The sequence below is a fragment of the Xanthobacter sp. NM-59 genome (assembly GCF_021401125.1).
Taxonomy (GTDB): domain Bacteria; phylum Pseudomonadota; class Alphaproteobacteria; order Rhizobiales; family Xanthobacteraceae; genus Xanthobacter.
The window spans coordinates 73,174-99,351 of record NZ_JACBFQ010000001.1 but is presented as its reverse complement, the minus strand read 5'-3'; the positions used below and the strand labels follow the sequence as shown (position 1 = coordinate 99,351).

At 67.0% G+C, this 26,178-nt stretch carries 19 protein-coding genes; 6 read left to right on the top strand and 13 right to left on the bottom strand.

Features of this window, described 5'->3' with window-relative positions:
- Positions 1-186: 186 nt before the first annotated feature.
- Complete coding sequence (locus L0966_RS00465; RefSeq protein ID WP_234049882.1) at positions 187-1,023, top strand: sulfite exporter TauE/SafE family protein; 837 nt, start codon at positions 187-189, stop codon at positions 1,021-1,023.
- Positions 1,024-1,587: 564 nt separating this feature from the next.
- Here the strand turns inward: L0966_RS00465 and L0966_RS00460 are convergent.
- Both L0966_RS00460 and L0966_RS00455 read right to left on the bottom strand, forming a co-directional pair.
- The gene (locus L0966_RS00460; protein ID WP_234049881.1) at positions 1,588-2,367 is read right to left on the bottom strand and encodes an SDR family oxidoreductase; all 780 of its coding nucleotides are present in this window, start codon (positions 2,365-2,367) and stop codon (positions 1,588-1,590) included.
- Between the two features lie 267 nt (positions 2,368-2,634).
- Entirely contained in the window at positions 2,635-3,282 is a 648-nt protein-coding gene (locus L0966_RS00455) for a hypothetical protein (protein ID WP_234049880.1), read from the bottom strand.
- A gap of 373 nt (positions 3,283-3,655) precedes the next feature.
- Here L0966_RS00455 and L0966_RS00450 point away from each other — a divergent pair, with 373 nt between their 5' ends.
- Positions 3,656-4,552 carry an ATP-binding protein gene (locus L0966_RS00450; RefSeq protein WP_234049879.1) on the top strand — a complete coding sequence of 299 codons (897 nt, stop codon included), beginning with the start codon at positions 3,656-3,658 and terminating at the stop codon, positions 4,550-4,552.
- A 117-nt stretch (positions 4,553-4,669) separates the two neighbouring features.
- On the opposite strand, the gene L0966_RS22410 is transcribed toward L0966_RS00450, so the two are convergent.
- The 3 genes from L0966_RS22410 to L0966_RS00435 form a co-directional block, all read right to left on the bottom strand.
- Positions 4,670-6,523 (bottom strand): SPOR domain-containing protein, encoded by a 1,854-nt coding sequence (locus L0966_RS22410; RefSeq protein WP_234049878.1) that lies wholly within the window; start codon positions 6,521-6,523, stop codon positions 4,670-4,672.
- Between the two features lie 500 nt (positions 6,524-7,023).
- Positions 7,024-8,796, bottom strand: a complete 1,773-nt coding sequence (gene argS, locus L0966_RS00440; RefSeq protein ID WP_234049877.1) for an arginine--tRNA ligase — start codon at positions 8,794-8,796, stop codon at positions 7,024-7,026.
- Between the two features lie 33 nt (positions 8,797-8,829).
- Entirely contained in the window at positions 8,830-10,035 is a 1,206-nt protein-coding gene (locus L0966_RS00435) for a deoxyguanosinetriphosphate triphosphohydrolase (RefSeq protein WP_234049876.1), read from the bottom strand.
- 108 nt (positions 10,036-10,143) lie between these two features.
- On the opposite strand from L0966_RS00435, the gene erpA reads away from it, so the two are divergent.
- A complete protein-coding gene (erpA, locus tag L0966_RS00430) occupies positions 10,144-10,512 on the top strand; it encodes an iron-sulfur cluster insertion protein ErpA (RefSeq protein WP_234049875.1) in 369 nt (122 codons plus the stop codon).
- Between the two features lie 106 nt (positions 10,513-10,618).
- Here the strand turns inward: erpA and L0966_RS00425 are convergent, their stop codons facing one another.
- Together L0966_RS00425 and L0966_RS00420 are read right to left on the bottom strand one after the other, a co-directional pair.
- A complete protein-coding gene (locus L0966_RS00425; protein ID WP_234049874.1) occupies positions 10,619-11,788 on the bottom strand; it encodes a hypothetical protein in 1,170 nt (389 codons plus the stop codon).
- Positions 11,789-11,801: 13 nt separating this feature from the next.
- Complete coding sequence (locus L0966_RS00420) at positions 11,802-13,208, bottom strand: MBOAT family protein (protein WP_234049873.1); 1,407 nt, start codon at positions 13,206-13,208, stop codon at positions 11,802-11,804.
- Positions 13,209-13,435: 227 nt separating this feature from the next.
- Here L0966_RS00420 and xth point away from each other — a divergent pair, with 227 nt between their 5' ends.
- Together xth and L0966_RS00410 are read left to right on the top strand one after the other, a co-directional pair.
- Positions 13,436-14,224: an exodeoxyribonuclease III gene (xth, locus tag L0966_RS00415; RefSeq protein WP_234049872.1), complete on the top strand. Its 789-nt coding sequence runs from the start codon at positions 13,436-13,438 to the stop codon at positions 14,222-14,224.
- A gap of 16 nt (positions 14,225-14,240) precedes the next feature.
- Positions 14,241-14,663 carry a GFA family protein gene (locus L0966_RS00410; protein ID WP_234049871.1) on the top strand — a complete coding sequence of 141 codons (423 nt, stop codon included), beginning with the start codon at positions 14,241-14,243 and terminating at the stop codon, positions 14,661-14,663.
- 191 nt (positions 14,664-14,854) lie between these two features.
- On the opposite strand, the gene L0966_RS00405 is transcribed toward L0966_RS00410, so the two are convergent.
- The 5 genes from L0966_RS00405 to L0966_RS00380 form a co-directional block, all read right to left on the bottom strand.
- Positions 14,855-15,715, bottom strand: coding sequence for a tetratricopeptide repeat protein (locus L0966_RS00405; RefSeq protein WP_370640627.1), 861 nt, complete (start codon positions 15,713-15,715; stop codon positions 14,855-14,857).
- A 613-nt stretch (positions 15,716-16,328) separates the two neighbouring features.
- Positions 16,329-19,115 carry a valine--tRNA ligase gene (locus tag L0966_RS00400; RefSeq protein WP_234050781.1) on the bottom strand — a complete coding sequence of 929 codons (2,787 nt, stop codon included), beginning with the start codon at positions 19,113-19,115 and terminating at the stop codon, positions 16,329-16,331.
- Positions 19,116-19,305: 190 nt separating this feature from the next.
- Positions 19,306-20,331, bottom strand: coding sequence for a PopZ family protein (locus L0966_RS22360; protein WP_304945443.1), 1,026 nt, complete (start codon positions 20,329-20,331; stop codon positions 19,306-19,308).
- Between the two features lie 127 nt (positions 20,332-20,458).
- On the bottom strand, positions 20,459-21,847 hold the full coding sequence (locus L0966_RS00385) for a TolC family outer membrane protein (protein ID WP_234049870.1): 1,389 nt from the start codon (positions 21,845-21,847) through the stop codon (positions 20,459-20,461).
- A gap of 164 nt (positions 21,848-22,011) precedes the next feature.
- A complete protein-coding gene (locus L0966_RS00380; protein ID WP_234049869.1) occupies positions 22,012-22,683 on the bottom strand; it encodes a protein-L-isoaspartate O-methyltransferase in 672 nt (223 codons plus the stop codon).
- Positions 22,684-22,930: 247 nt separating this feature from the next.
- Here L0966_RS00380 and L0966_RS00375 point away from each other — a divergent pair, with 247 nt between their 5' ends.
- Positions 22,931-23,368, top strand: a complete 438-nt coding sequence (locus L0966_RS00375; protein ID WP_234049868.1) for a group III truncated hemoglobin — start codon at positions 22,931-22,933, stop codon at positions 23,366-23,368.
- A 40-nt stretch (positions 23,369-23,408) separates the two neighbouring features.
- Here L0966_RS00375 and L0966_RS00370 read toward each other — a convergent pair whose 3' ends face one another.
- Positions 23,409-26,006 (bottom strand): PAS domain S-box protein, encoded by a 2,598-nt coding sequence (locus L0966_RS00370; protein ID WP_234049867.1) that lies wholly within the window; start codon positions 26,004-26,006, stop codon positions 23,409-23,411.
- Positions 26,007-26,178 lie beyond the last annotated feature (172 nt).

The window sequence follows — 26,178 nt, the reverse complement described above, 5'->3', positions numbered from 1 at the left end:
GGCGCACATGAGCCGCGCGTCCACCTGACGGCACCATGCTCCCTCCTCGTCCTTCCAAGGCGGTGCGGAAGGGCGGGTCCGGCCGGCCGCGACGCTCTTCCCCACCGGTCATCGCGCCGGGCGTGGAGCGGGCCCCCGTCACTGACCGCGCCCCCATTCCGCCCGAACCCCTTGAGGAGGCTTCCCGTGCTGTCGTCCGTTTCCTGGGGCGAGCTCGCCACCCTCAGCGTGGCCCTGCTCGCCGGCGGCGTGCTCACCGGCATCATTGCGGGGCTGTTCGGCGTAGGCGGCGGCGGCGTCATGGTGCCGGTGCTATATGAGGTGTTCCGTGTCATCGGCGTGGAAGACAGCATCCGCATGCAGCTTTGCGTGGGAACATCCCTCGCCATCATCATTCCCACTGCCATCACCTCCTATCGCGCCCACCAAAAGAAGGGCGGCGTGCTGCCCGGCGTGGTGAAACGCTGGCGACTGCCCGCCATCGCCGGGATTCTCGCCGGAAGCGCGATCGCCGCCTGGGTTCCGGGCTGGGTGCTGCAGGCGGTGTTCGTGCTGGTGGTGGGCGCGCTCGCCATAAAAAGCCTGATCGGCCGCAACGACATCCGTCTGGCGGACCAGTTGCCCGCCTCTGGCGTCATGTCGGCCTATGGCTTCGGAATCGGCCTGGCCTCCTCGCTGGTGGGCATTTCTGGCGGCGGCATCGCCACGAATATCCTTCTGCTTTATGGCGTTCCGATCCACGCGGCGGTCGGCACCTCCGCCGGCATTGGCATCTTCATTCCCCTGCCGGGCGTGATCGGTTACGCCGTGGCCGGCTGGCCGCACCTCTCCCAGCTGCCGCCGCTGTCGCTGGGTTATGTCTCGCTGCTGGGCTTCGTGCTCATGGCGCCGCTGGCGGCCGTGTTCGCGCCGGTGGGGGCGCGGCTGGCGCACCGGCTCAGCCGACGCCAGCTGGAAATCGGCTTTGGCGCGTTCCTGCTGCTGGTGGCCACCCGCTTCCTGGTGGCCATCTTCTGGGGCTGAGGGGTAAAGTCGATAAGGCGGGGCTAGGTGTAAGCTGAAGTGCCCGGGGCGCCAGAAACGCGGGTCTTCGCTGCGGCGGGCGTTTCGTGCCGGTCGCCAGCCCCTCCCCCTACGGCGAACAAGGGGCCGCCTCCGGATCGGCGAGATTCCTGAGCACGATGGCCGGGAGCACTATGGCTGGGCGACGATCAGGCCCGCGCTTGCCGAGCCCGCCGGGCCCGTCTCCCACAGTCGCGTAACCGCCCCCCGGGGTATGAGAATCGCGCCCGCTGAAGCGCGTTCGTGCCGCACCCGTCGCAGTTCGCGCGTGGCACGGCGCCGTTCTTTCGGCTGTTCCCTCCAGCCGAGCGGAACATTCCGTCCATCGGAACGTGCCGCATCGCCATCGTCGAAGATGGCCGGCGCTGCCGCCCATCACCCAGCATTGCCAAAGCGACAGCAGCAGTGCGGCTTGCGCGCACATGCCCGGCCTCGGACCGGCCGGCCGAGCTGGCGGCGGCGCGCCCGGCCTACGAGAGGGCACGAACAGCGTCGCGCAGGCCCCACCTGGTGGTGCCCGCCCCCTCAGCCCGGGGCAGCGGCCGAGCCGGCCAACAGGCCACCGTCGATGTTGATTTCCGTTCCGGTAACGTAAGTTGCCTCATCCGAGGCGAGTGTCACCGCGACCGCAGCCACTTCATCGGGCATCCCGAACCGCTTCAAGGGCGTGTCCGCCACGAGAGCTTGCATCCTGGCTTCCCGATCGGGGCCTGTCCCCAGCATGGGGTCCCAAATCGGGGTAAGGATGGCAGCGGGATGGATGGAATTGCACCGGATCTTCCAACCCTGCTGCGCGCAATAGAGCGCGACCGTCTTGCTGTGATTGCGGATCGCCGCCTTCGATGACGCATATGCGGCTGCCCCGGGAATGCCGACCAGCCCCGAGCGCGAGGATATGTTGATGATCGAGCCTGTGCCCGCGCCCTTCATCGCCCGGATCGCATAGCGGCAGCCGAGGAAGGTCCCGTCGAGATTGACCCGGTGAACCGCGCGCCAGTCCGCAAGGCTGGCATGCTCCGGGTCGTGCGGCACAGGCCCGTCCTCGAAACCCGTTACGCCTGCATTGTTGACCACAACGTCAGCGCTCGGGACGAGGCGCGCCAACCGATCCCAATGGGCTTCTTCGCGCACGTCGAGCCGTTCGAACCGGCACCCGATCGCGATGGCCGTTGCCGGCCCCAAAGTCTCGTCAATGTCGGTGGCAATGACGATCGCGCCTTCGTCATGGAAGCGCGCCGCGATTGCGCGGCCGATTCCGCGCGCCGCGCCAGTAATGACGCACGTCTTATTCTGCAGCCTGTGCATGATGCTCTCGAAACAGAGTCCAGTCGGCGGATCTCTCCGCGGGCGATTGCCTTGCCGCTTCAGCGGTGACGCTGGATCATTTCGAAAACTCCCGAGAACAGCACAGTGCTACGCCAACGCGCGAACGCGCGCAATTCCCCGATACCGTTCCCATCGGGGCAATGGCGACGAGTGACGGACAACCAAGGGATTGCCGTCACCCTGCAGACTTTCGCGGCTGTCTCATCCGCATTGGCCGAGGCCCCCGGAGGGCCGCTGCCGGCGCCCTCACCAGCGGTGGGAAAAACCGGCGGTGATGCTCTTGTTGATGTCGGAACCGGTGTCGGCGACCGTGGTGGTCACCTGGATCCCGCCCAGCACCTTCTGCTGCGCGCTGACGCTGGGCAGCACGCGCGAAGCCTCATCCGTAAGCCGGGCGCCGACCGAAAAGGTGGTGTCCGTCGCGACGCTGGTCATGCTCAGCGACTTGTTCATCTGCCAGCCATTTGTCGAGCCCGAGCGGTCCAGCTGGTAGGTATCGGCCAGCTCCGCCTTGAGGCCGTCATTGACGGTCCAGGTGCGCGACAAAGTGGTGCCGAGGCGGCTCTCCTCGTCGGTGGGGCTCACGGCGACGTTCACCGCCCCCTTCTGCCACATCAGCCAATCGGGCAGCGCCGACAGCGTGACCTTGGCATAGGCGGTGCCGCTCACCGTGTCATTGCCCGCCTGCGCGACGGGTGCGACCGAGGTCTTGTCGGCGGACATATCCAGGCCGAACAGCGTGCCATAGTCAGACACCTCACCCGAATAGGTCATGGTGGTGGTGCCGTCGGCATTCAGGGTGCGCTTGGCGGTCACCGATTGCGCATGGGCACCGGTCGCCAGCAGAACGGCGGAAGTCAGGACAGCGGCGGGCGCATGTCGTATGGGTCGCATCGGCCTCTCCGGCATAGTGCTGTCAGAAAGGGCGCCGCCGGCGGCCAGGCCGTGGCGGCATCCCTTTGCGATTCAAACCTTCCCCACCTCGCGGCACGCCTCGCCGGCCGATGGCCGACGCACCGCATGGGTCTGGTTCGCCCCGATCACCCCAGTGCTCTCAGCCTGATGCGGAAAAGTTAAGGCAGCCTTTCCGCATTGCACATTCCGGCTCCGCCGTGATGCAACATGGCCACACCTGCGGCAGCCCCCTCCCTGGCACCATGGGAAAGGCACGACATGCGCGGGGGGCATGGCTCGCGCGGAGGTTCCGACCAGCTTGCGCCTTGCCGCTCCGCGGGCGGCGCCCTATGCGGACCATGGGGAGGACAACATGCCGGAACATCTGGATTCGACCACCATCACCGCCACCGTGACCCTGCTGGAGCGCATCGCCGCCGCCCTCGACCGGCTGGCGCCCGCCCGGATGCCTGCTCCGGACTTCGATGCCGCCGACGCCTTCGTCTGGCAGACCGAGCCGCCGCGCTTCGAGCCCGTGCCCCGGGTAAACCGGGTGGAGATGGATCTGCTTCAGGGCATCGACCGCGTGCGCGACCAGCTTGTGGACAACACCCGCCGCTTCGCCTCCGGCCTGCCCGCCAACAACGCCTTGTTGTGGGGCGCGCGGGGCATGGGCAAGAGCTCACTGGTGAAGGCGGCCCATGCCACCATCAATGGGGGCCTCGCGCCCGACAGCGCCAGCCGCCTGAAGCTGGTCGAGATCCACCGTGAGGACATCGAAACGCTGCCCACACTGATGGGCGCGGTGCGCGGCTCCGCCCATCGCTTCATCATCTTCTGCGACGACCTGTCGTTCGATGCCGACGACACGTCCTACAAATCGCTGAAGGCCGTACTTGAAGGCGGCATCGAGGGGCGGCCGGAAAATGTGATCTTCTACGCCACGTCCAACCGCCGCCACCTGCTGCCGCGCGACATGATGGAGAACGAGCGCTCCACCGCCATCAACCCCGGCGAGGCGGTGGAAGAGAAGATCTCGCTCTCCGACCGCTTCGGCCTGTGGCTGGGCTTCCACAAATGCAGCCAGGAGGAATATCTGGCCATGGTGGCGTCCTACGTGGCGCATCATGGCCTGCCCGTGGCGGAGGCCCAATGGCGGCCGGAGGCGCTGGAGTGGGCGACCACGCGCGGCGCCCGCTCAGGCCGCACGGCGTACCAGTATATTCAGGATCTGGCCGGCCGGTTGGGTGCGCCGCTGAAGCCGGCCTGATCCCGCTGAAAATGAAACCACCCCGGTCGCGCAGGCGGCCGGGGCGGTTCTTTGTCAGGATCAGCTCGTCGCCACCTCAAGCGAGGGGCGCCGCCGGCGGCGGGCGCCGATGATGGCTCAGTTCTTGGTCACCATGCAGTCACCGCCCTGGGCGCGAAGGGCCTGACACAGGTCGTTGGCCTGGTCCTTCGAAGCGAACGGCCCCACCTGGGCACGATAATAGATGCCACGGTCGCCCAGATCCGCCTTCTTCACCGAGGCCACGTAGCTGCTCAGCAGGTTGGGATAGCGCGTCTGCAGCGCCTTCCAGGACCCCATGGCATCCGCCTCGGAGCGCTGCGAAGCCACCTGCACCACATAGTCCCCGCTTCGCGCCACCGGAGGGGCGTCGATCTTGCCGGAACCGGCGGCTGGCAGGTTGACCATGGCAGGCGGCGCGCCGGGCATCTGGCTGGCGGCATAGGCCTGCAGCGCCTGCACGCCCGCGCTCGGGCCTGCGGTGGGCGCCGGCGCGGCGGCCGCGCCGTCCGAAACGATGCTGCCATCAGAGCGAACCGTCAGGGTGCGCACGCGCTTGGGCTCGGTCGCCAGCGAGTTGATCACCGGGTCGGTCGCGGCAGGCGTGCCGGAGCGGATCGCGGCGGCGGTCACATCCACCGGCTGCTCCTCGCGTGGAAGCATCTTCTCATTGCCGCTGGCCGTGCCGCCGACGCGGTCATAGATCAGCTTCTGCTGCGCGTCCTGCGGCGTGCTGCTGGGCGGGCTGATGATCTTGCTGGGCGCGGTGTCGGCGCGGATCACGGGCGGGCCGCCGCTGGCGGTCGTCGCCGTGCCGTGAACGGCCATGCGATAGGCGAACACGCCCGCTGTGCCGGCGATGACGATGCCGAGGACCGAAGCCACCAGCATGAGCGCCGAGCGCCCCTTCCGGCGGCGCGCCTCGCCGTCATAGACCTCATCCCCATGGGCCGGCATGTAGCCGTCATCCTCATACTGGGGATCATAGCCCTCCACATAGGTGGCCTCGTCCTCCTCCGCTTCCGCCCGGCGGGGGGCGGAATAGGCGTAGGCGGCGCTGGCCTCCTGCGGCTGGGGCTGCTGCGGCTGGGCTCGGCGCGGATCGGCCGCCGGCGCGCGGGGCGCCTGCTCCTCGAAATACTCGTCCTCGTCCGGCACCGCGCGCGGGTCGGGACGCTGGCGACCGGTAGGAGGCACCTGGGCCTGATGGGCCAGGGAGCCGTAACCAAGGCGCACCGAGGTGGCGCTGCGGTCCACCGGCTCGCCATCGCCCCGCGGCGGCAGCAGGGCCGCACGCTGCGGCGGCGCCGCCAGGGAAGCCTGGCGCTGCGGCAGGTCAGGCGCGGCCGCCGGACGCGGTGGCGGGCGTCGGCTGGGATCGGGATAATCGGCCTCGCCAAAGGCCGCGTCGGCCCGGCGCGTCGCGCCATCGGCGGCCGGGCGGCGGGCGGTCAGCGGATCGGAGGCGGGGGCGCGAACCTGCGTCTGTTCCTGCCCCACGCGGGCAATGGTCTGCCGGGGAGCTGCGGGCCGGGCCGGCGCGCGCGGCGCCGCAGTGGCGCCATCGGCCGGAAAGCCCGCCGCGTCCGGTTGCCGGCGGGCGAGACGAGGATCGAGCCGGCGGGGATCGGGACGGCGGGGCTCCACCTCCTCGTCAGCCGCGATCCGGGGCTCAGCGCCACGCGCCGCTTGCCGGGCAGCCGTGCGCGCATCGGCCTGCACCGGTGCGGCGGGCGCGCGGGACGTGGCCGGGTCCGGCTGAAGATCGGCGAAATCGACGAAGGGATCCTGCTCGCCGATGAGGCGTGCCAGCTCCGCCAGCGGATCAACCGGCGCAGAACTCGCGACGCCAGCCGGTGGGCGCGCCGCGCGGGCGGCCGGCCGCGCGGGCTGAGTCGGCAGATCACGCGCCGCGGAAAAATCGCGCGCGGTCGGCGCACGCTGCGTGGGCACATCACGAGCCGGCTGCGGCTCGCGCTGAGTGGGCAAATCGCGGGCAGGCTGTGCGGCGCGCGGCGCCTGACGCAGGCTTGGCTCACGCATCGCCGTCGCAGCATCGCGGCCCGGCCCGGGCAGCTGAGACCGCACGGGGGCCCGGGGCGTTTCCGCCGCCGGAACCTGCGGGGGAGCCTGACGCGTCGACATGGCTGGGCGCCCGGGAGCCGGCTGAGCAGGCCGGGTGGGCGCCGGGCGCGCCGATGCCGGCCGCGGCTCCTGCGGATAACGCATATCCTCGCGAAGAGATGGCTCGCGTGGAGACGGCTCACGCACGGGCTCCGCCCGCGCGCCGACGTCACCATCGTCCCTTGCGCCCGCGTCTCGCCGGTAGCGGAACCTGCTTTCGTCGACCATGTCGCCTCGATGTCTTCTCGTCCGCCCCGCCTCGGACGGACCTCTTGTCCGGCCCTAAGGAGAAGCCCCGTGGAGCCGAGTGAAGCCGCGCTCGACGAGCCCTACTTCATCTCGTCGACGGCCTCCACCCCCAGCACCTTCAGACCCGAGGCGAGCACCGTGGCCACGCCATGCACCAGGGCCAAGCGGGCCGAGGTCAAATCTCGATCATTCTCGATAATGAAGCGTAAATGAGGCAAGTCTTTTCCGCGGTTCCACTGGGCATGGAAATCGCTCGCCAATTCATGGAGATAGAAGGCCACGCGGTGCGGCTCGCGGGCGCTGGCCGCCTGCTCCACCAGGCGCGGCCAGGAGGCGATGCGCTTCAGAAGGCCCTGCTCACCCTCGTCATCGAGCCGGTTCAGCGCCGCATCCGCGAAGGCGGCGGGCGCCTCGGGCAGGCCGGGCAGAGCGGCGGCGGCGTTGCGCAGAATCGATTTCGACCGCGCATGGGCATACTGCACGTAGAACACCGGGTTCTCGCGCGACTGCTCGATGACCTTAGCCAGGTCGAAATCCAGCGGCGCGTCGTTCTTGCGGAACAGCATCATGAAGCGCACCGCGTCGCGGCCCACCTCATCCACCACGTCGCGCAGGGTGACGAAGGAGCCCGCCCGCTTCGACATGCGCACCGGCTCGCCATTGCGGAACAGGCGCACAAGTTGGATCAGCTCCACGTCGAGGCTGGCCTTGCCGCCGGAGACGGCCTTCACCGCCGCTTGCATGCGCTTGACGTAGCCGCCATGGTCGGCGCCCCACACGTCAATCATCTTATGGAAGCCGCGCTCCACCTTGTCCTTGTGGTAGGCGATGTCGCCGGCAAAATAGGTGTAGCTGCCGTTGGACTTTTTCAGCGGGCGGTCCACGTCGTCGCCGAATTCGGTGGAGCGGAACAGGGTCTGCTCGCGATCCTCCCAATCCTCGATGGGCGCGCCCTTGGGCGGCGGCAGGCGGCCTTCATAGACCTCGCCCGACGCGCGCAGCGCCTCGATGGTGGCGCCCACCTTGTCGACCGCGCCGGCGGACAGCGACCGCTCGGAGAAGAACACGTCGAACTCGATGCCCAGGGCCTCGAGATCGTCGCGGATCATGTTCATCATTTCGCCGATGGCGAAGCTGCGGAAGATGGGCAGCCACTCGCTCTCGGGCGCGGCGAGATACTCGCCCCCGTGCATCTCGGCCAGCTTCGCGCCCACCGGCACCAGGTAATCGCCGGGATAAAGTCCGTCCGGGATCTCCGCCTTCTCGCCGGTCGCGGCCTCGCGATAGCGCAGGTAGGCCGAGCGGCCGAGCACATCCACCTGGGCGCCGGCATCGTTGATGTAATACTCGCGCGTCACCTTGAAGCCGGCGAAGGCCAGGAGGTTGGCCATGGCATCGCCGAACACCGCGCCCCGGCAGTGGCCCACATGCATGGGGCCGGTGGGGTTGGCGGAGACGTATTCCACATTCACCGGCTCATCGGCGCCGAGGGCGGAGCGGCCGAACGTGACCCCGGCGCGCAACGCGGACGAGAGCACCTGCGGCCAATAGGCGGCATCGAGGGTGAGATTGATGAAGCCGGGGCCGGCCACCTCCACCTTCACCACATGCGCGTTCGCCTTCAGCTTGCCGGCGATCTTGTCCGCGAGCTCGCGGGGCTTTGCGCCCAGATCCTTCGCCAGCACCAGCGCCGCATTGGTGGCGAGGTCGCCATGGCTGGCGTCGCGCGGGGGCTCCACCACCACACGGGACAGGTCGAGGCCGGCACCCCGGCCTTCGGCAAAAGCGCCCTCGGCAACGAGAGCGGCGACGGCTTCGCGCACGAGATCGGCGAAGATCGCGTAGACGTTCATGGAAATGTCCGATCGGGTTAGTTGGTGCGGCGCCTATCGCAGATCCGGCGTCGTGTCAAAGAAACGGGCGTGCTGGTCCAGGGCGTAGCGGTCGGTCATGCCGGCGATATAATCGGTGACGCGGCGCGCCAGGCGGTTCTCGTCCAGGCTGTCCAGGTCCTCGTGCCAGGAGGGCGGCATGTCGCGCGGGGCCGCCATGAAGTGGGCGAACAGCTCGCGCACCACCCGCTGTGCCTCGGCCATGATGGCGTTGACCCGCTCGTGGCGATACATGTGCGGATAAAGAAAGCCCTTCAGCGCCTTCTCGGAACGCGCCATCTCCGGCGAGAAGGCGATGAGCGTGCGCCCCAGGAGCCGCACCTCCTGCGCGGAGGCCACGCCCGCCTGCGCCGCCGCGGCCTCGCCCTGGCCCACCACATCCTCGATGAGGCGGGTGATGACCCGGCGCAGCACCTCGTTCACCATCCGCGCCATTTCAAGCCCCGGATAGCGTGCGCGCACCTCGCGGATGGCATCGCCCACCAGTGGCAGGGGCTCCAGCTCATCCAGGGTGAACATGCGGGCGCGGATGCCGTCGTCCAGATCATGCACGTCATAGGCAATGTCGTCGGCGAGGGCCGCCACCTGCGCCTCGGGGCCCGCATGGCTCCACAATTCCAGGTCCTGCTGGGCGGAATGCACGGCGATGGCGTGGGGCAGGCCCTTCTCATAATGGCCGATGCCCCGTCCCTCCCGGTCAATGAGGGGGCCGTTGTGCTTCACGATGCCTTCCAGCGTCTCCCAGGTGAGGTTGAGGCCGTCAAACAGCGCATAGCGCCGCTCGGTGCGCGTCACCACCCGGAGCGACTGGGCATTGTGATCGAACCCGCCGTGCCCGGCCATGCAGGCGTCGAGCGCCCGCTCACCCGCATGGGCGAAGGGCGGGTGGCCGAGATCGTGCGCCAGGGCCAGCGCCTCCGCCAGATCCTCGTCCAGGCCCAGGGCGCGGGCGATGGAGCGCGCCACCTGCACCACTTCCAGGGTGTGGGTGAGGCGGGTGCGGTAATGGTCGCCCTCATTGAAAACGAACACCTGGGTCTTGTGCCTCAGGCGCCGGAAGGCGGTGGAATGAATGATGCGGTCGCAGTCGCGCCGGAAGCCGCTACGCGGCGGCATTTCCCCTTCAGGAACAAGCCGCCCGCGCGAGGCTTCGGGATCACAAGCCCAGGCAACGCGCGGCTTTGCGCCGGAAACCGCCATCTCAATGTCCCCCCGCCTCTGCTTTTTCCCCGACGCAGCCCTTTAACTTGAAGGGTTCCGGGCTTACCTTGAACGGCATTGCCAGCTTCATTTCATAAAGTCGATACCATGAATGCACCTATCGCCCCCGCCCAGGAGCCGGCCGCTGAGGCTCCCGATTTCGCCGTCACCGACGCGGCCGCCCGCCGTGTCCGCCAGATCCTGTCCTCCGAGCCGGAAGGCACCTTCCTGCGGCTTTCCGTGGAGGGCGGCGGCTGTTCCGGTTTCTCATACAAGTACGACATGACGACGGAGCAGGAAGCCGACGACTTCGTCATCGAGAAGGAAGGCGCCAAGATCGTGGTCGACCGGATCTCCCTCGACTACGTCAAGGGCTCCCAGCTCGATTACGTGGCCGACCTGATGGGCTCCGCCTTCAAGATCCACAATCCCATGGCCACCGCCAAATGCGGCTGCGGCTCCAGCTTCGCCGTCTGAACGTGCGGAACTGAGAGCGCCTCCCGGTTTGATTGGGGTGGCGGAGGCTGATCGGCGCGGCGGGCCCTGAGTCCGCCGCGGGGATTTTCTGCGTCCCCAGAGCACCCTATGGCGCCGCGCCGGCGGGAATGGCGCTGGCGTTCGGCTCTGGCAGCCCCACCGGCCACGTATTCAGCGGGCACGGCAGGAAGCGCTCGGTGCGCGCATAGATCAGCAGATCCGGCTTGAAACGCACCACATCCGTGAAATTGAAGTCGCAGCTGCCATTATGGATGCGCGAAGCATGCATCCAGCCCACCACGCTCACCTTCGCGTTCACGAACAGCCCTTGCCAGACGCCCGCCGTGAAGGAATCGCCCATGATGAGCACGCGCGCGCCGGTGGGCGCATAATCCACCGCCGTCGAGTGGAAGTCCGGGTGGAGGTTGTGATGAATCAGGGCGGGATCCAGCCGAGGCTGGCGCACGGGTCCCTTCAGGCGGATCGCGAAATCTTCCAGCGTCACCTGCGGCGGCATACGCATGGCGCGCAGCAGATCTCCAGGGCGTCCCAGCGGCCGCAAGGGACCGACCACCTCAGCCAGATCCAGCTGCCAATCGGGATGGCCGGCGGCCACCATCACCGCGTTGAAGGCCAGCAGCGAGCTTCGCGCATTCCAGTGAGTGTCCTTCAGCAGATAGCGCGGCTCCGCGCTGGCGCGCAGCAGCTTCACCAGGTCCACCACGCTCACGCCTTCCGCCCTGAGGCCATCGACGGCCAAAGCGTATTCGGTCACGGGATAGGACAGGGAAGCGGCCCAGGCGGGAAGCTGCTCCAGCTCCACCGATTGGGCATTGGGCGGAATCGCCACCACCACCTTGGTGCCCAGCGGCGCGAGCTGGCGCTGCATGACGCCGATCATGCTGACGAACCGCGCCACCTGCCCCGCCCGCACCAGCGCCCCCGCCGACTGCTCCGGCGTGTGTTCCAGGCCCCACAGGAGGCGGCCGCCCTGCCCGGCATAAACGGGGGTGGTGTCCGGCGCTCCGATAGCCGTGCGGAAGGCGCGGCGCAGCATCACCAGGCTCGGCCGGAAACCGAAATTGTCCTGCACAAAGGCCGGACCATTACGGAGCGCCACCTGCGCCCTCTTCAGCAGGCCCCAACTTGGATCGATGGGCGTTCGCACCGTCCATCGGCCCATGGGATCGGGAATGACATTCGACAGCAGCAGGAAGCCGAAGAATCCGGCCACAAGCAGCCCGAGATAGCGACGATGGCGCGCAAGCAGGGTCATGGTCCGCGCCTCCTTAGAACCGGAAATAAAGGAACGGCGTGGGTGTGGTGCCGCCCACCCAGGCCACGCTCAGCAGCAGCAGCACGCCCACAAAGGCGAAATCCCCGACCGTCGCCGCCACCCCCTCTCCGGACAACAGCTTCCAGCGCGGCCAGCGGAAGAAGCCGATGAGCCCGCCGAGCACCAGCGCCCCGATGGACAGCGTGTTGAGGCCGAAGCCCAGCGCGAGGGACGAACGGTAGAAGCCGTGGGCGCCGAAAAGCCCGGCAAACATATCAAGCGCCCCCGGCAGCGTGTCGGCCCGAAACCACACCCAGCCCAGCATCACGACGAGCACCGCGTAAAGATGCGAAAGGGCCTCGGGCAAGCGCTTCAGCCAGCGCCCGAGGAATGCCCGCTCGACGATGAGAAAGGCCCCGTGGTGGGCGCCCCAGATGACGAAGTTCCAGCTGGCGCCGTGCCACAGGCCGCACAGCAGGAACACCGCCGAAAGATTGAAATAGGTGCGCATGGGCCCGCGCCGGTTACCACCCAGCGGGATATAGAGATAGTCGCGCAGAAAGGCGGACAGGCTCATGTGCCAGCGCCGCCAGAAATCCGTGATGGAGCACGCGGTATAGGGCAGCCGAAAATTGCGGGGCAGCGCGAAGCCCACCATCACGCCCAGCCCCACCGCCATGGTGGAATAGCCCGCAAAGTCGAAATAGATCTGCACCGTATAGGCGTAGAGCCCCAGCCACGCCTCCACGAAGGTGGGATGGGTGGTGGCATCGAAAACCCCGCCGACCAGCCGCGCGACCTCGTCCGCAATCAGCACCTTCCAGGCCAGGCCGATGACGAACAGCCGCGCGCCAGCCGAAAAACGGGCCTGCGTGACGCGCCGCTCACTGAGCTGCCGCGCCACCGTGGAGTAACGCACGATAGGGCCCGCCACCAGTTGCGGGAACATGCACATATAAAGGCCGAACTGCGCCGGGTCCTCATTGGCCCGCACCTTCCGCTTATAAATATCCGCCAGATAGGAAATGGCATGGAAAGAATAGAATGAAATACCCAGCGGCAACGAAATGCCCGGCACGGGAACCGCGACCGAAATCGGCTCCAGAAGAACGTTGAGGTTCTCCAGCAGGAACCCCGTATACTTGAACACACCCAGCAGGATGAGATTGAAGGCCACACCCAGCGCCAGGATGCGCTTGCGCTCGGCGCCATCGCGCCGATCGATGGCACGCGCGACGAAAAAGTTGACGCAGACCGAGAACAACAGAACGATAATATGCGGCGTATAGCCGGCCGCATAGAACACCAGAGAAAACGACAAGAATATATAGTTCCGCGTCCGGACCGTCTTCGCAGAGAAGTAGGAGACGAGGAACAGCGGAAAGAAATAGAACAGGAACTCGATCGACGCGAAGGTCATGCGGCCGCCACCCATGCACGCACAAACTTCGTGAATGCCACCCTTTCGCCGCACGGGCAAGCCGGCAGCAGCAGATAACCCCTCGCCTGATCAAAAGCGGTTAAAAAATACCTCCATACGACCTCCCCCTGCCCCCGCCGCGCCGGCCGCCGCCCGTTGCCCCGGCCTCGTGGTGGAGTATGCTCGCCAGCCCGGCCCGTGCCGGACGCGAGGAAAGAGCAGAACCCATGCGCATCGCCACCTGGAACGTGAACTCCATCCGCCAGCGGCTCGACCATGCCGTCGCCTGGCTGAAGGAGGCGAACCCCGACGTGGTCTGCTTCCAGGAAATCAAGTGCCAGAACGATGCCTTCCCGAAGGAGCCGTTCGAGCAGCTCGGCTACAATGTGTCCGTGCACGGCCAAAAGACCTTCAACGGCGTCGCCCTGCTCTCCAAGCTGCCGCTGGAGGACGTGACCCACGGCCTGGCCGGTGACGACGGAGACGAGCAGGCCCGCTTCATCGAGGCCGTGGTGTCGGTGAAAACCGGCGTGGTCCGCGTCGCCTGCATCTACCTGCCCAACGGCAATCCGCCGAACACCGAAAAATACCCCTACAAGCTGGGCTTCATGGAGCGCCTGAAGGCCTTCACCTCCGATCGCCTGAAATTGGAAGAGCCGCTGATCCTCGCCGGCGACTTCAACGTGATTCCGGCACCCGCGGACGCCGCCGACCCAAGTGCCTGGACCAGCGACGCGCTGTTTCTTCCGCGCACGCGCAACGCCTTCCGCGAGCTGATGAATCTCGGCCTCACCGACGCCATCCGCGCCTGCACAGACGCCGAGCGCACCTTCACCTTCTGGGATTACCAGGCCGGCGCCTGGCAGCGCGATTTCGGCATCCGCATCGATCACCTGCTGTTGTCGCCGCAGGCCGCGGACCGCCTGCTCGCAACTGGCATCGACAAGCATGTGCGCGCCTGGGAAAAGCCCTCCGATCACGTGCCCGTCTGGGCCGATTTCTCCATTGCAGCGTGATGGCCGGAGGCTGCCGATGACATCGCATTCCCCGGGGGCTGAAGGCGGCTGCCTGTGCGGCGCCATTCGCTATCGCCTGCGCGAGGTGCGCAGCGCCTATTGGTGCCATTGCACCATGTGCCGGCGCAGCTCCGGCTCCAATGCGCTGCCCTGGGCGACGGTCGCGCGCGGGGATTTCGAGGTGATCCGCGGCACCCTCAAGCGCTACACCTCCTCGCCCGGCGTGGAGCGCGGCTTTTGCGCCAATTGCGGCAGCCCGATTCTGTTCGACATGGCAGATGAAGCGGCGGTGGATGTCACCCTCGGCACGCTCGACGCGCCCGACAGCCTGCCGCCGACCCACCACATCTGGACCGCCGGCGCCCTCGCCATGAGCCAGGGCCTGGGCCACGAGCTGCCCCGCTATGATGCCGAAAAGCCATCGGAGAGTGGCGATTAGCCGGCCCTGCGGCCTCGCTGCAAGCAAGGGAAGACGCCCGCCCACACGTGCACCGCGGCAGACACCAAGCCCCGGTGATTCCCGCGTGGTATCCTTCGGCCTGAAATCATCCATCCCGCATGCGGCATGAACGGGAGGTCTGCCGACGGCTGCTCCCTCGCGCCTCGAATGCGCCGCCTGGGGTCAAACCCTCAGCGCTTGGCGGTCTTCAGCCAATTTTCCAGATAGGTCAGAGCCATGGCGCGCTCGTCGGGGGTTGCTTCCGCGAACACTTCCTCATGCGCCGCCACGACCCAGTGGTCTTCCGGCCGCGCCGCCCCATCCCGCGCCAGGGTCAGCCACATGAGCCCGCGCGCCGCCTGCCGGGGCACGCCCTCATCACCGCGGAACAGGAGCTGCCCGAGCATCGCCTGCGCCTCGAACTGCCCCTTCTGCGCCGCCAGGGTCAGCCAGCGCCCGGCATTGCGTGCATCCCGGGGGCCGCCAACGCCGTCCAGATAGAGCTTGCCGAGGTGATATTGCGCGTCCGCGTCGCCAAAATAGGAGGCGGCGTAGGAATACATGTCGCGGGCGCGCACCGGATCGCGTTTCACGCCGGCGGACGGAATGCCCACGAGATAATAGCCGCCGAGCGCCACGAAGGCATTGGCCACGAACCGCGACTGCGCCGTGCCCGGATAGTCATCGGCGTGCGAATTGGCGATCTTGCTGAAATAGCTGAAGGCCTTGGCATCGTCCCGCTTGACGCCATCGCCGTCGGCATAGATGCGCCCGAGCTTCCATTGGGCGGCCGCGTGGCCCTGCGCCGCCGCATAGCCGAGCGCGTCGATGCCCTTCGCGGTCTGGCCGGAGCGCAGCGCCTGCGCGCCGGTGCGGAAGGCCTCATCCACGGGCCGCACGACCGGCGCCAGGGGCACATTGGCCGGCGGCGTCAAGGGCTGAGAGCTGTGAGAGGGCGGCGCCGAGCCGTCCTGGGTCGTGCCATCGAAGGCGCGCGCAGCAGGCGTCGCGAGCAGAAGGCCCACCATGCCCGCGAAGAACCAGCCCGCCATGCGCTGCGTGGTGGCGCCCGCCACGGACCGCGCCTGTGGCCGCGAACGCAGGCGGCTCGCCCGGCGCGGGCCATTTGGTCCGGTCATGCCGCTCCCCTGGCCCTGCCCGCGCTGAAGCCGGCTCGTGCCCCAAAGGCGGCTGTTTGCGATTGAAAGACGATCCGCACACATGATGCGAATTTTATCTTCGACGGCAGCGGCAATATCGGGGCCGAGGAAAGGCCGGGTCGCGGCCTCTCTGGGGCACCTTCCCGCTGCGTTCCGCATATCGAACCCTCTTGCCATCCAATGCGCACGCATCAGGACCCTACCTTCAACGCGGCGGCCGGAAATACCTTCCGAGCTACGCTGTCCACCCCGTTCCCGCTTCTGGTTTCGTGGCGTTTTGTGGCGGGATCGCGGCGTTTGGGGCGGCGGGTGAGGCTGGCGGGCGGAAACGGATGCTGTGTGACTTTGCCGTCACAGCCGAAGGCCGCCAAAAATCTAAAATTAACCATATTCGACAAGAGTCTAGCGCTTGCCGGGCTGACCCGAAATGGCGTGTGTTGCAGCATGGCAACGCAATGCCAGCCTACGGGCGACGGGCCCCAAGGGCGCCCGTCGCCGCAGCGGTTCAGGATGCGGAAAGCTGCCTGATGGCCGCGCGCACCTTGTCCTTGCGCAGGACATATTCCTGCCGCTTCTCGCGCTCGGCTTCCACCACTTCCTCGGGCGCGCGCGCCACAAAGCTCTCATTGGAGAGCTTGCCGTCGATGCGGGCGATCTCCTGGTCGAGCTTGCCCTCTTCCTTCTTCAGGCGGGCGAGCTCTGCGGCGAGATCCACGACACCGGCCAACGGCAGCGCGGCCACCTCGCCCCGCACCACCATCTGCACCGATTCCGAAGGCTGCGCCTCCGCGGTGGTGACAGACGCCAGACGCCCCAAGCGGCGGATGGCATCATCCCACTGCGCCGCGCGCGCCGCCGTGTCGGGGCTCGGCTGCACCAGCACCAGCGAGACCTGGGCGGAGGCCGGCACGTTCATTTCCGCCCGCACCGAGCGGATCTCGGTCACCAGGTCCACCACCCAGCCGACCTCAGCCTCCGCGTCAGGGGCTTCAAGGCCGGAGAGATCGGGCCAAGCGGCCAACGCCAGCAGCGTCTCACGCGCCGGGCCTTCCTTGCCGGTCTCGGCCCACAACTCCTCGGTCAGGAACGGCATGAAGGGGTGCAGCAGGGCCATGGCCACGTCCAGCACATAGGCCGTGGTGGCGCGGGTTTCATCCTTCGCCACGCCGTCCGGACCGGACAGCACGGGCTTGGCCAGCTCCAGATGCCAATCGCAGAACACGTTCCACAGGAAGCGGTAGATCGCCCCGGCGGCATCGTTGAACCGGTAGGCCAGGATCGCCTCGCTCACCTCCGAGGCGGCGCGGGCCGCCTCGCCGATGATCCACCGGTTGAGCGTCGCCTCCACCTTGGCAGGGTCGAAACCCTGCTGGCGCACACAGCCGTTCATCTGCGCGAACCGCACCGCATTCCACAGCTTGGTCGCGAAATTGCGGTAGCCCTCGACGCGGGAGGTGGCGAGCTTGATGTCGCGCCCCTGGGCCGCCATGGCCGCCAGCGTGAAGCGCAGCGCGTCGGCGCCGTATTTGTCCACGAGGTCCAGCGGATCGATGACGTTGCCCTTGGACTTCGACATCTTGGCGCCCTTCTCGTCACGGACGAGGGCGTGGATGTAGATGTCCTTGAACGGCACTTCGCCATCCATGAAGTGCAGGCCCATCATCATCATGCGGGCAACCCAGAAGAAGATGATGTCGAAGCCCGTCACCAGCACGCTGGTGGGGTAGAACTTCTTCAGCTCATCCGTTTCATCTGGCCAACCCATGGTGGAAAAGGGCCACAGCGCCGACGAGAACCACGTGTCGAGCACATCCTCATCGCGGGTGAGGAACTGGGCGCGCTTGTCGGCATCCTGAATCAGCGCTTCCGCCTCTTCCGGCGAAAGGCTCTCATTGCCCACATTGTGCTTGAGCGCCTCCTCGAAGGCCTCATCCTCATTGAGCGCGACGAAGACATTGCCGAAGGGGTCGTACCAGGCCGGGATCTGGTGGCCCCACCACAGCTGGCGCGAGACGCACCAGGGCTGGATGTTCTCCAGCCACTCGAAATAGGTCTTCTCCCAATTCTTCGGCACGAAGCTGGTGCGCCCTTCGCGCACGGCCGCAAGGGCCGGCTGCGCCAGCGTCTTGGCGTCCACATACCACTGGTCCGTCAGCCACGGCTCGATGACCACGTTGGAGCGGTCGCCATGGGGCACCATGTGGGTGTGGGGCTCGATCTTCTCCAGCAGCTCCAGATTGGTGAGCAGCTCGACAATCTGCTTGCGCGCGGCGAACCGGTCGAGGCCCTGCAGGTGGGCCAGCACACCGGCGGCATCCGGCGTCTCCACATAGGCGTCGGGGCGTGCCGCATGGTCGTCACGGATGCCAGCGGTATCGATCCGCGCTTCCGCATCGAGCACGTTGATCATGGGCAGGCCGTGGCGCTTGCCCACCTCGAAGTCGTTAAAGTCGTGCGCGGGCGTAATCTTCACCGCGCCGGAGCCCTTCTCGGGGTCCGAATATTCATCGGCAACGATGGGGATGCGCCGGCCGACCAGCGGCAGAATCACGTTCTTGCCCACCAGGTCGCGATAGCGCTCATCGTCCGGATGCACAGCCACCGCGGTGTCGCCGAGCATGGTCTCGGGCCGGGTGGTGGCCACCACAATGAAGCGGCCCTTCTCGCCCTCCACCGGATAGCGCAGGTGCCACAGATTGCCCTTCATCTCCACCGGCACCACCTCGAGGTCCGAGATGGCGGTGATGAGCTTGGGGTCCCAGTTGACGAGGCGCTTGTCCTTGTAGATCAGCCCTTCCCGATAGAGCTGCACGAACACCTTCAGGACCGCGCGCGACAGCCCCTCATCCATGGTGAAGCGCTCGCGCGACCAATCGCAGGACGCGCCCAGCCGCTTCAGCTGCCCGACAATGGTTCCGCCGGACTGCGCCTTCCAGCTCCACACGCGCTCGATGAACGCGGCCCGGCCCATGTCGCGCCGGCCGGGAAGCTTCTCCGCCGCCAGCTGGCGCTCAACCACCATCTGCGTGGCGATGCCGGCATGGTCCATGCCCGGCTGCCACAGCACATCCTTGCCGCGCATGCGCTCGAACCGCGCCAGGATGTCCTGCAGCGTGTTGTTCAGCGCATGGCCCATGTGCAGGGAGCCGGTGACGTTCGGCGGCGGGATGACGATGGAGAAGCCAGGCTTGTCCTTGCGTTCCGGGCGACCACAACGGAACGCGCCCGCGTCTTCCCAAGCCGTGGCAATGCGGGCTTCGACGGATGCGGGATCGAACACTTTTTCGAGCATGGACTTGAGCTCCACGGCCGCGACGCCCCGCCCGGGCAGGCAAAGCCCTGCCGGAACCGGCATCCGTCGCGCTCGCCACGAGATGGGTTTCGTCGGGGGTTAAAGCCGCACGGGAAAGAAAACGTCAACTGCGCTGCGCATCAAACCTGATTTGCGCGGGCCGCCTCGCGGAACGGACGGCCCTGCGCCCTCACCGCAGAGAGCTCGTGACCCGCTCGATCTCGGCGCGCACGAGCCGCTCCACAATGGCCGGAAGGTTCTGGTCCAGCCACTCTTTCAGCATCGGGCGGAGGATCTCTTTCACGAGATCCTCAACCGTGCGTTCCTGCTGCGGCAGAACCAGATCGCCCAGCGACTTGAAGGCGGCCGCCACGGCAGCGTCCACCGCCGGAGACAGCAGATCCTTGCGCGGCAGCGGGCCACGGGGCGCTGAATGCATGGGTTGAGCGTGGCGAATCGCAGCCGGCTCGCCGCCCTCAACCTTCGGACCCACGGCGGCAGCCTGGGCGGCGCCAGCGGCCCCTGCCTCGGACCGCGCGACAGGCTGCGGACGCACCGGGGGTAGCGCCTGCGCGACGCGGGCCTGGGGCTCGCGCGACGGCCGCATGTCATCACTCGCGCTGCGGGGCGCCGCAGCGCGGACCTCGCCGGCATCGGCAGTATTATTGTCTGCGGCTGCGGGCTCCGGCCGCGCAGGGGCCCGTTCTACACTGCCGGACCGAGCGGACACGTCCGCCGACCACCCCGCGCGCACGCCGGCGGCGGGCGACGGCGTCATCGCTTCGCGTGTGCCAAGCTCGGCTCGCGCATTCCCCCGGAAAGGCGAATTCCGCTCGCCGAAACGCCCCTCGTCCTCCGGACCGTCCGCGCGAGCAGGCCCTGCTAGGAGACCTTCGGAGCGGGTGGCCGCCTGAGGTCGCTCCGCGGCAACGCTCACGGGAGCGACTGGCTGAGCGTGATCCTCTGCCTCGTCATTGAACGCGGTCACCGCCGCCTCGGTCTCCCGGCCGTAGCGCCGACCGGCCGGAGGCGCCGCGCGCCGCTCGGCCACCGGACGCGGCCCATAGCCGTTCATCACGCGCCGCGCCGGCGCCATCGGGCGGGGCGGGGTGGGCGCGGCTTCAAGCTCGGAAGGATCATCATCGGCGATGATGCGACGGATGGAATCGAGAATCTCTTCCATCGACGGCTCTTGCGCCTTCGGGGTAGCAGCCATGTCGCAACCTCGGCCGGAAACGACGCATGCGGGCAGGACATCCGCCCACATGCGTCTCCAGAATCATCAGTTATGGGATTATGACACCGGCAGCTGGCGCCACACCAGCGCCAACGCCCACTGTCCCCTATTGACCATCCGGGGTGCGCACGCCGGCCCAGCTGTCTCGCACCTGATCGTAGTGAACGGTCGGATTGTAGACGTTCACCTTGAGCTTCAGGGAGGCGGCGTCGAGCTTGCCGATGGTGGAAACCAGCGAATAGGCGGCCACCACCCGGTCACGCTGCGCGATCACCAAGGCGGAGCGGGAATTGGTCAGGTCGCGCTGCGCGTTCAGCACGTCGGTGGTGGTGCGCTGACCGACCCGCCACTCTTCCCGCACACCTTCCAGCGCCAGCGTATTGGCCGCAACAGATGCCTGCGCGGCATCGATCTGCGCCTTCGAGGCCTCAAGGGAACCCCAATACTGAACCGCCTGGGAGCGAATCGTATCGCGATTCACATCCACCTCGATTCGGGCCTGCGACAGCAGCTCCTTCGACTGGCGGATATTGGCGTATTCCGAGCCACCCTGATAGATCGGCACCGTCAGGTTCAGGGCCACCGAGGCGCTCGAAGCCTGATCCGTCGTCAAGGCGGGCTGGTAGCTCTGGGAGAGCTGCCCCTGCACATTCATGCTGGGCATCAGCGCGCCCTCGGCCACCTTCACCTGGAACAGGGCGGCGTCCACGGCGAACTCGGAGGCCTTCACCGCCGGATGGCGGTCGAGACCCGAAGAAATCACCTGCCCGAGCTTGGAGGGAATCATCCACTCAATAGAGCGCGGGTTCGAGAGCTTGCCGGGCTCGACACCGATCACCTGACGATAAACCGCCTTGGCCGCCGACAGGTCGGCCACCGCCTGGCTCACCTGATACTGCGCGTCCGCAACGCGGGCCTCGGCCTGCGCCACGTCGGTGCGCGTCACCTCGCCCACATTGAAGCGGTCGCGCGTGGCGCGGAGCTCCTGCTGCAAGGCAGCCAGGTTCTGATTCTGCAGGTCAAGCAGCGCATAGGCCTGGATGACATTCATGTACGCAGTCACGCCAGCCAGCAGCACCGACTGCTCGGTGTTGCGCAACGTTTCCCGCGCGCCGCGCACCTGCGACTCGGCGCTGCGCGTCGAGTTGCCGGTGATGAAGCCATTGAAAATGCTCTGGGTCGCCGTCAGCGCGAAGGTCCGCGGAACGGTGCCACCGCTATAGACCTGCCCCGAATAGCTGGCGCGATCCGTCGACACCCCCACCGATGCGGTGCCCGCAATGGTGGGCCGATAGCCCGAAAGGGCCTTCGGCACGTTCTCGTCCGTAGCGCGGGTGCCGGCGCGCTGCGCATTCAAGGTGGGGTTGTTCACATAGGCTGACGCGAGGGCGGCATCGAGGGGCTGAGCACCCGCCACGGTGACCGACAGCGCGATGCCCCCGAACCCCGCCAGGAAAGCGAACACGTTTCGGCGAATGCTCGTCGCAACCGACATCTAGATCTCCTGGACCGGGCACGGCACGCCACCCGATGCGCACTGCGCACCCGCCGCGCGGTAACGAAAAGGCAAGATATCCGCAGCTTAGGCGCGACGAAACCGACTGGTTCGGTTCCAACGTCGCTTTTCGGATTACCGAGGCAAACGCGCCACAGGTCTATTCAGAAAATGAAGCGCGGAGGTGCCTTGAAACCGGGCAGAGAGGGAATTGCGGCATTGAAGGCCACCCGCTCGCTGAGCTTTCCGCCCACCTTGGTGAAGATGCTGGCCCGTCCGGCGCCCCCCTCACCCACGACGGCGACCAGGCGACCGCCCTCCTTGAGCTGCGCGAACAGCTTTTCGGGAATCACCTCGACCGCTCCTTCGATGAGGATGAGGTCGTAATCGGCCTCCGCCGCCCAGCCGGCTTCGAGCACGCCCTGCATCACCGCCACGTTGCCCACGCCGAGATCGGACAGGGTCTTGTTGGCGAGAGCGGCGAGCTCGGCATCTTCCTCCAGCGCCACGACCTGCTGCGCGAGGCGCGACAGGACTGCGGCGCCATAGCCGGTGCCAGCGCCCACATCCAAAACATGGTCCTTCTCGTCCACGTCGGCGAGCTGCACCAGCCGGGCGAGAATCATCGGCTCCATGATGTAGCGTGCGGGCTTGGAGCCGGCGGCAGGGCGAATCTCCAGGTCGTCATCGATATAAGCGAGCGACTTCAGGGCCTGCGGCACGAATTTCTCGCGCGGGATATCGAGCATGGCGCTGACAATGCGGTGGTCCGTCACGTCATTGGTGCGGACCTGCCCGTCCACCATGCCGCGGCGAAGCTCGACGAAATCGATCATGTCTTCCCTCCGGACCATAACGCCCGGGCGCCTTGGCGGGGCGGCCCGGCGGGTCAGCTCGGCTTCAAGAGCCACATTGCCGCCCCTTTTGCAAGGCGCCAAAGGGCTTGGCACACCAAAGGCCACGCTGACATCGCCCGGCTGCGCCCCGCGAGTGTGGCAGCACGTCGCATGGGACGGCATGTCCCTTGCTTCCAAAGCGTTCCACATCACGATTCTGGGCCATCTTCGCGCCGGAGACGAAAGCATGAGCGAGAACATTGCCGGCACGCCACAAGCGCAAGGCCCGTCCGAGGAGGCCATCCGCGATCTGGTGTATTCTTTCTACGACGCGGTGCAGGCCGACCCTCTGATCGGCCCCGTGTTCGCGGCGAAAATCGCGCCTCACGAATGGCCTGCCCACCTGGAAAAGATGTGCGGCTTCTGGTCGTCCGTGCTGTTGAAGACCAAGCGTTATGACGGGCGCCCCCTGCCCCCGCACCTCACCCTCGGCCCGGTTGGGGACGCGCACTTCGCGAGGTGGCTGACGCTGTTCCGCCCGGTGGCGCGGCGCGTCCTGGATCATGAGAGCGCCCTCAAGGCCATCGCCCACGCCGAGCGCATGGCGCTGAGCTTCCGCATGGGAATGGCGGTCCACAGGGGCGAGGACAGCACGCGCATCGCGCCGCTTCCCGAGGAGGCCTGAACGACGGGCCGCGCCCGGCCCGCCATCGCGTGTCGCAGAATCAGGCCTCGACCCGCTCCTCCGCCTCGGCGAACACCACCACCCGGGAGCGGCCACTGGTCTTGCCCCGATACATGGCGGCATCGGCGCGGCGAATGAGATTCTCGGCGCTAACTGCCCCTGCGCGGCCGAGCGCGACGCCTACGCACGCCGAGATGGAGGCCTCGCCCTCCGACAGGATGAAGGGTGAGCGCAGGAGATCCAGGATCTTGTTGGCGATCTTGCTGACGTCCGCCGCCTTGCTCACGGACGGCAGGAACACCACGAACTCGTCACCACCCACACGCGCCACCGTATCTTCCGCGCGCACCGCGCCGGAAATGCGCCGGGCCACCAGCCGCAACAGCTCGTCGCCCGCGGCATGGCCCCACTGGTCGTTCACCGGCTTGAACCGGTCGAGATCGATGAACAGCACCCCAACCATGCGCTCGGAGTGATGATCCATGTTCAGCGCCTGCTCGATGCGATCGGCGAGCAGCGTGCGGTTGGGCAGGCCAGTGAGGGTGTCGAAATTGGCGCGCAGCCAGATTTCCTCTTCCTGCTTCTTGCGCGCAGTGACGTCGGACAGCAGCGTGACATAGCCCGAGAGACGGCCATCGGACTGGACGATGGCGCTGACCACCGTGCGCTCCACCGAAAGGCGGCCGTCGCGGCGCCGGTTGGTGATGTCCCCTTCCCAGCTGCGCTTGGCGGCCAGGCTCTTGAAGATGGGGCGGTAAAAGCTCAGCCCGTTGCGACCCGGCGCCAGCATCTTGGGCTTCTTGCCAATTACCTCGTGAGGCGGATAGCCGGTGATCTCCTCGAACGCCGGATTGACCCGGATGATCTCCCAGCGCACATCGGTGACCATGATGCCTTCAGCAGCAGCCTCGAACACGCGCTCGCTGATGAGCACTTCCTCTTCGAGCTGCACGGCCCGGGTGATGTCCGAGAGCACGAGAATCGCCCCCGCCGGCACGCCCTTCGCGTCGGAGCTGAAGCGCCGCCCTTCCACGCTGAGCCAGATACGCCGCCCATTCTCGCCCCAGACCGAATAGAGCTCTTCCTTGATGTCTTCCGACAGGCAGCGCGCGGAAGGCCGGCGATCCGGAGGCACCGCTTCGCCATAGGCGTCGAGCAGCGTTGCCGTGCGCGACACAAGTCCGTTCACGTCGGTCCGCAGAATCTGCAGCACCGTTTCGTTCCAGCTGGTGATTTTGCCGTTCTCATCGACCAGGATGAGACCGGCGGGAACAGCCTCGAAAATGCCCCGGTAACGCTCCTCGCTTTCCCGCAGGCCGCGCTCAAGCTCGAAGCGGTCGGTCACGTCGTGAATGATGGAATAGAGCGCCGTCTTCTCGCCGATGGTCACGGGGCCGGAAAACACCTCGACCATCCGGATGTCGCCGGAAGCCAGACGGTGCGGGAAGACGAACGATGGCCGCTCTCCCTGCTTCGCCTCTGCCATGCAGCGGGCAACCTCCTCCCGCGGCAGGCAGTTGATGTCCGAGATATTCATCCGCGCGAGCTGCTCGGCGGTATAGCCATAGAAAGCCGCCGCCGCCGCATTGGCGGCAAGGATGCGACCATCCGCAGGATCGGTCAGCAGCTTCACCGAATGGTTCTGATCGAACAGCGCCCGGTAGAGCGCCTCCTGACGCATCAAGGCGGTGCGCTGGCGAATGTCGCGGAAGGCCAGGAACGCCAGCCCCGCGGCAAGACCCAGCAGCGCCAGCGTGCCGATCAGGTTGGTCCAGCGATGGGCCGCTATGGAGGCGTTGAGCGGTGCCAAGAGGTCGCCGGTGGACAGGCCGACAAAGATCACCACCGGCAGGTCCCGCAGCTTGGCCCAGGCGTAGATGCGCTCCACCGGCTCGTGGGTGGCCTCGGCCATGAAGACGCCCTGCTCGGGCGCCCCGGGCTGCAGATGCAGGTAGGGCCGCGAAGCCTTCACCGCCCGCCCCATCAAGGTCTTGATCTGGCTGCTGCGGGCCAGATAGGTGCCCTCGGGAAGATGGACCGCGCCCACCGTGTCGTTCTCCCCGAGCACCACCAGCGCCAGCTCATTGGAGAGGAACTGCGGCGATACCGTCATCACGATGACACCCGCAAACCCTTCCGGCGTCAGCAGCGCGCGCGCCAGCGGCACACGCCAGCGCGCGCCGCGCGGATCCTGCGCCGCCTCGCCCACGACCAGCGCATCCGCCGAAAAATGCGCCTGCTGCTGCTTGAAAAAGGCCCGCTCGGCCACATCGTCCCACACGGGAGCCGTGCCGCTGGCCACGACCAGCCGGCCATCCGCGCCATAAATCGCGATCTGCGCCTCTGAGGACGCCGGCAGAAGCGAGAGGGCCTGCGTGGCGAGAAGATTGAAGTCGACCGGCGAGCGTACGTAGTCTCTGCGCACGTTCTGCAAGAGATAATCCGCCCCGCGAAACGTAGCGGTCAGCTGCTGGCGCGCAGCCTCACTAATCTGCCGTGCCCTCAACCGCCCTGCTGCGACAGCATCCTGACGCGACGCGAGAAAAGAGTATTCAAGGTAACCCCAATAGCTCGCCACCAAAACCAGAAACGTTACGACGGCAACTATAATCTGGGCGAGATTGATCCTTAATCGCATCAAGCGTCCAACTGCGGGCAAAGAAGCATCGAAACCGAGCATGGGCGGGGTTTATAGGAGCGCGCCTGGGCCTTCAATTCACTTTAACATTATACCTTGGCGCGGACATTCAGGTTTCGGCGAGCTCGGCGGCGCCCCCGTCGCGCAGGCCGAAAAACCGGGCCGCGCACCA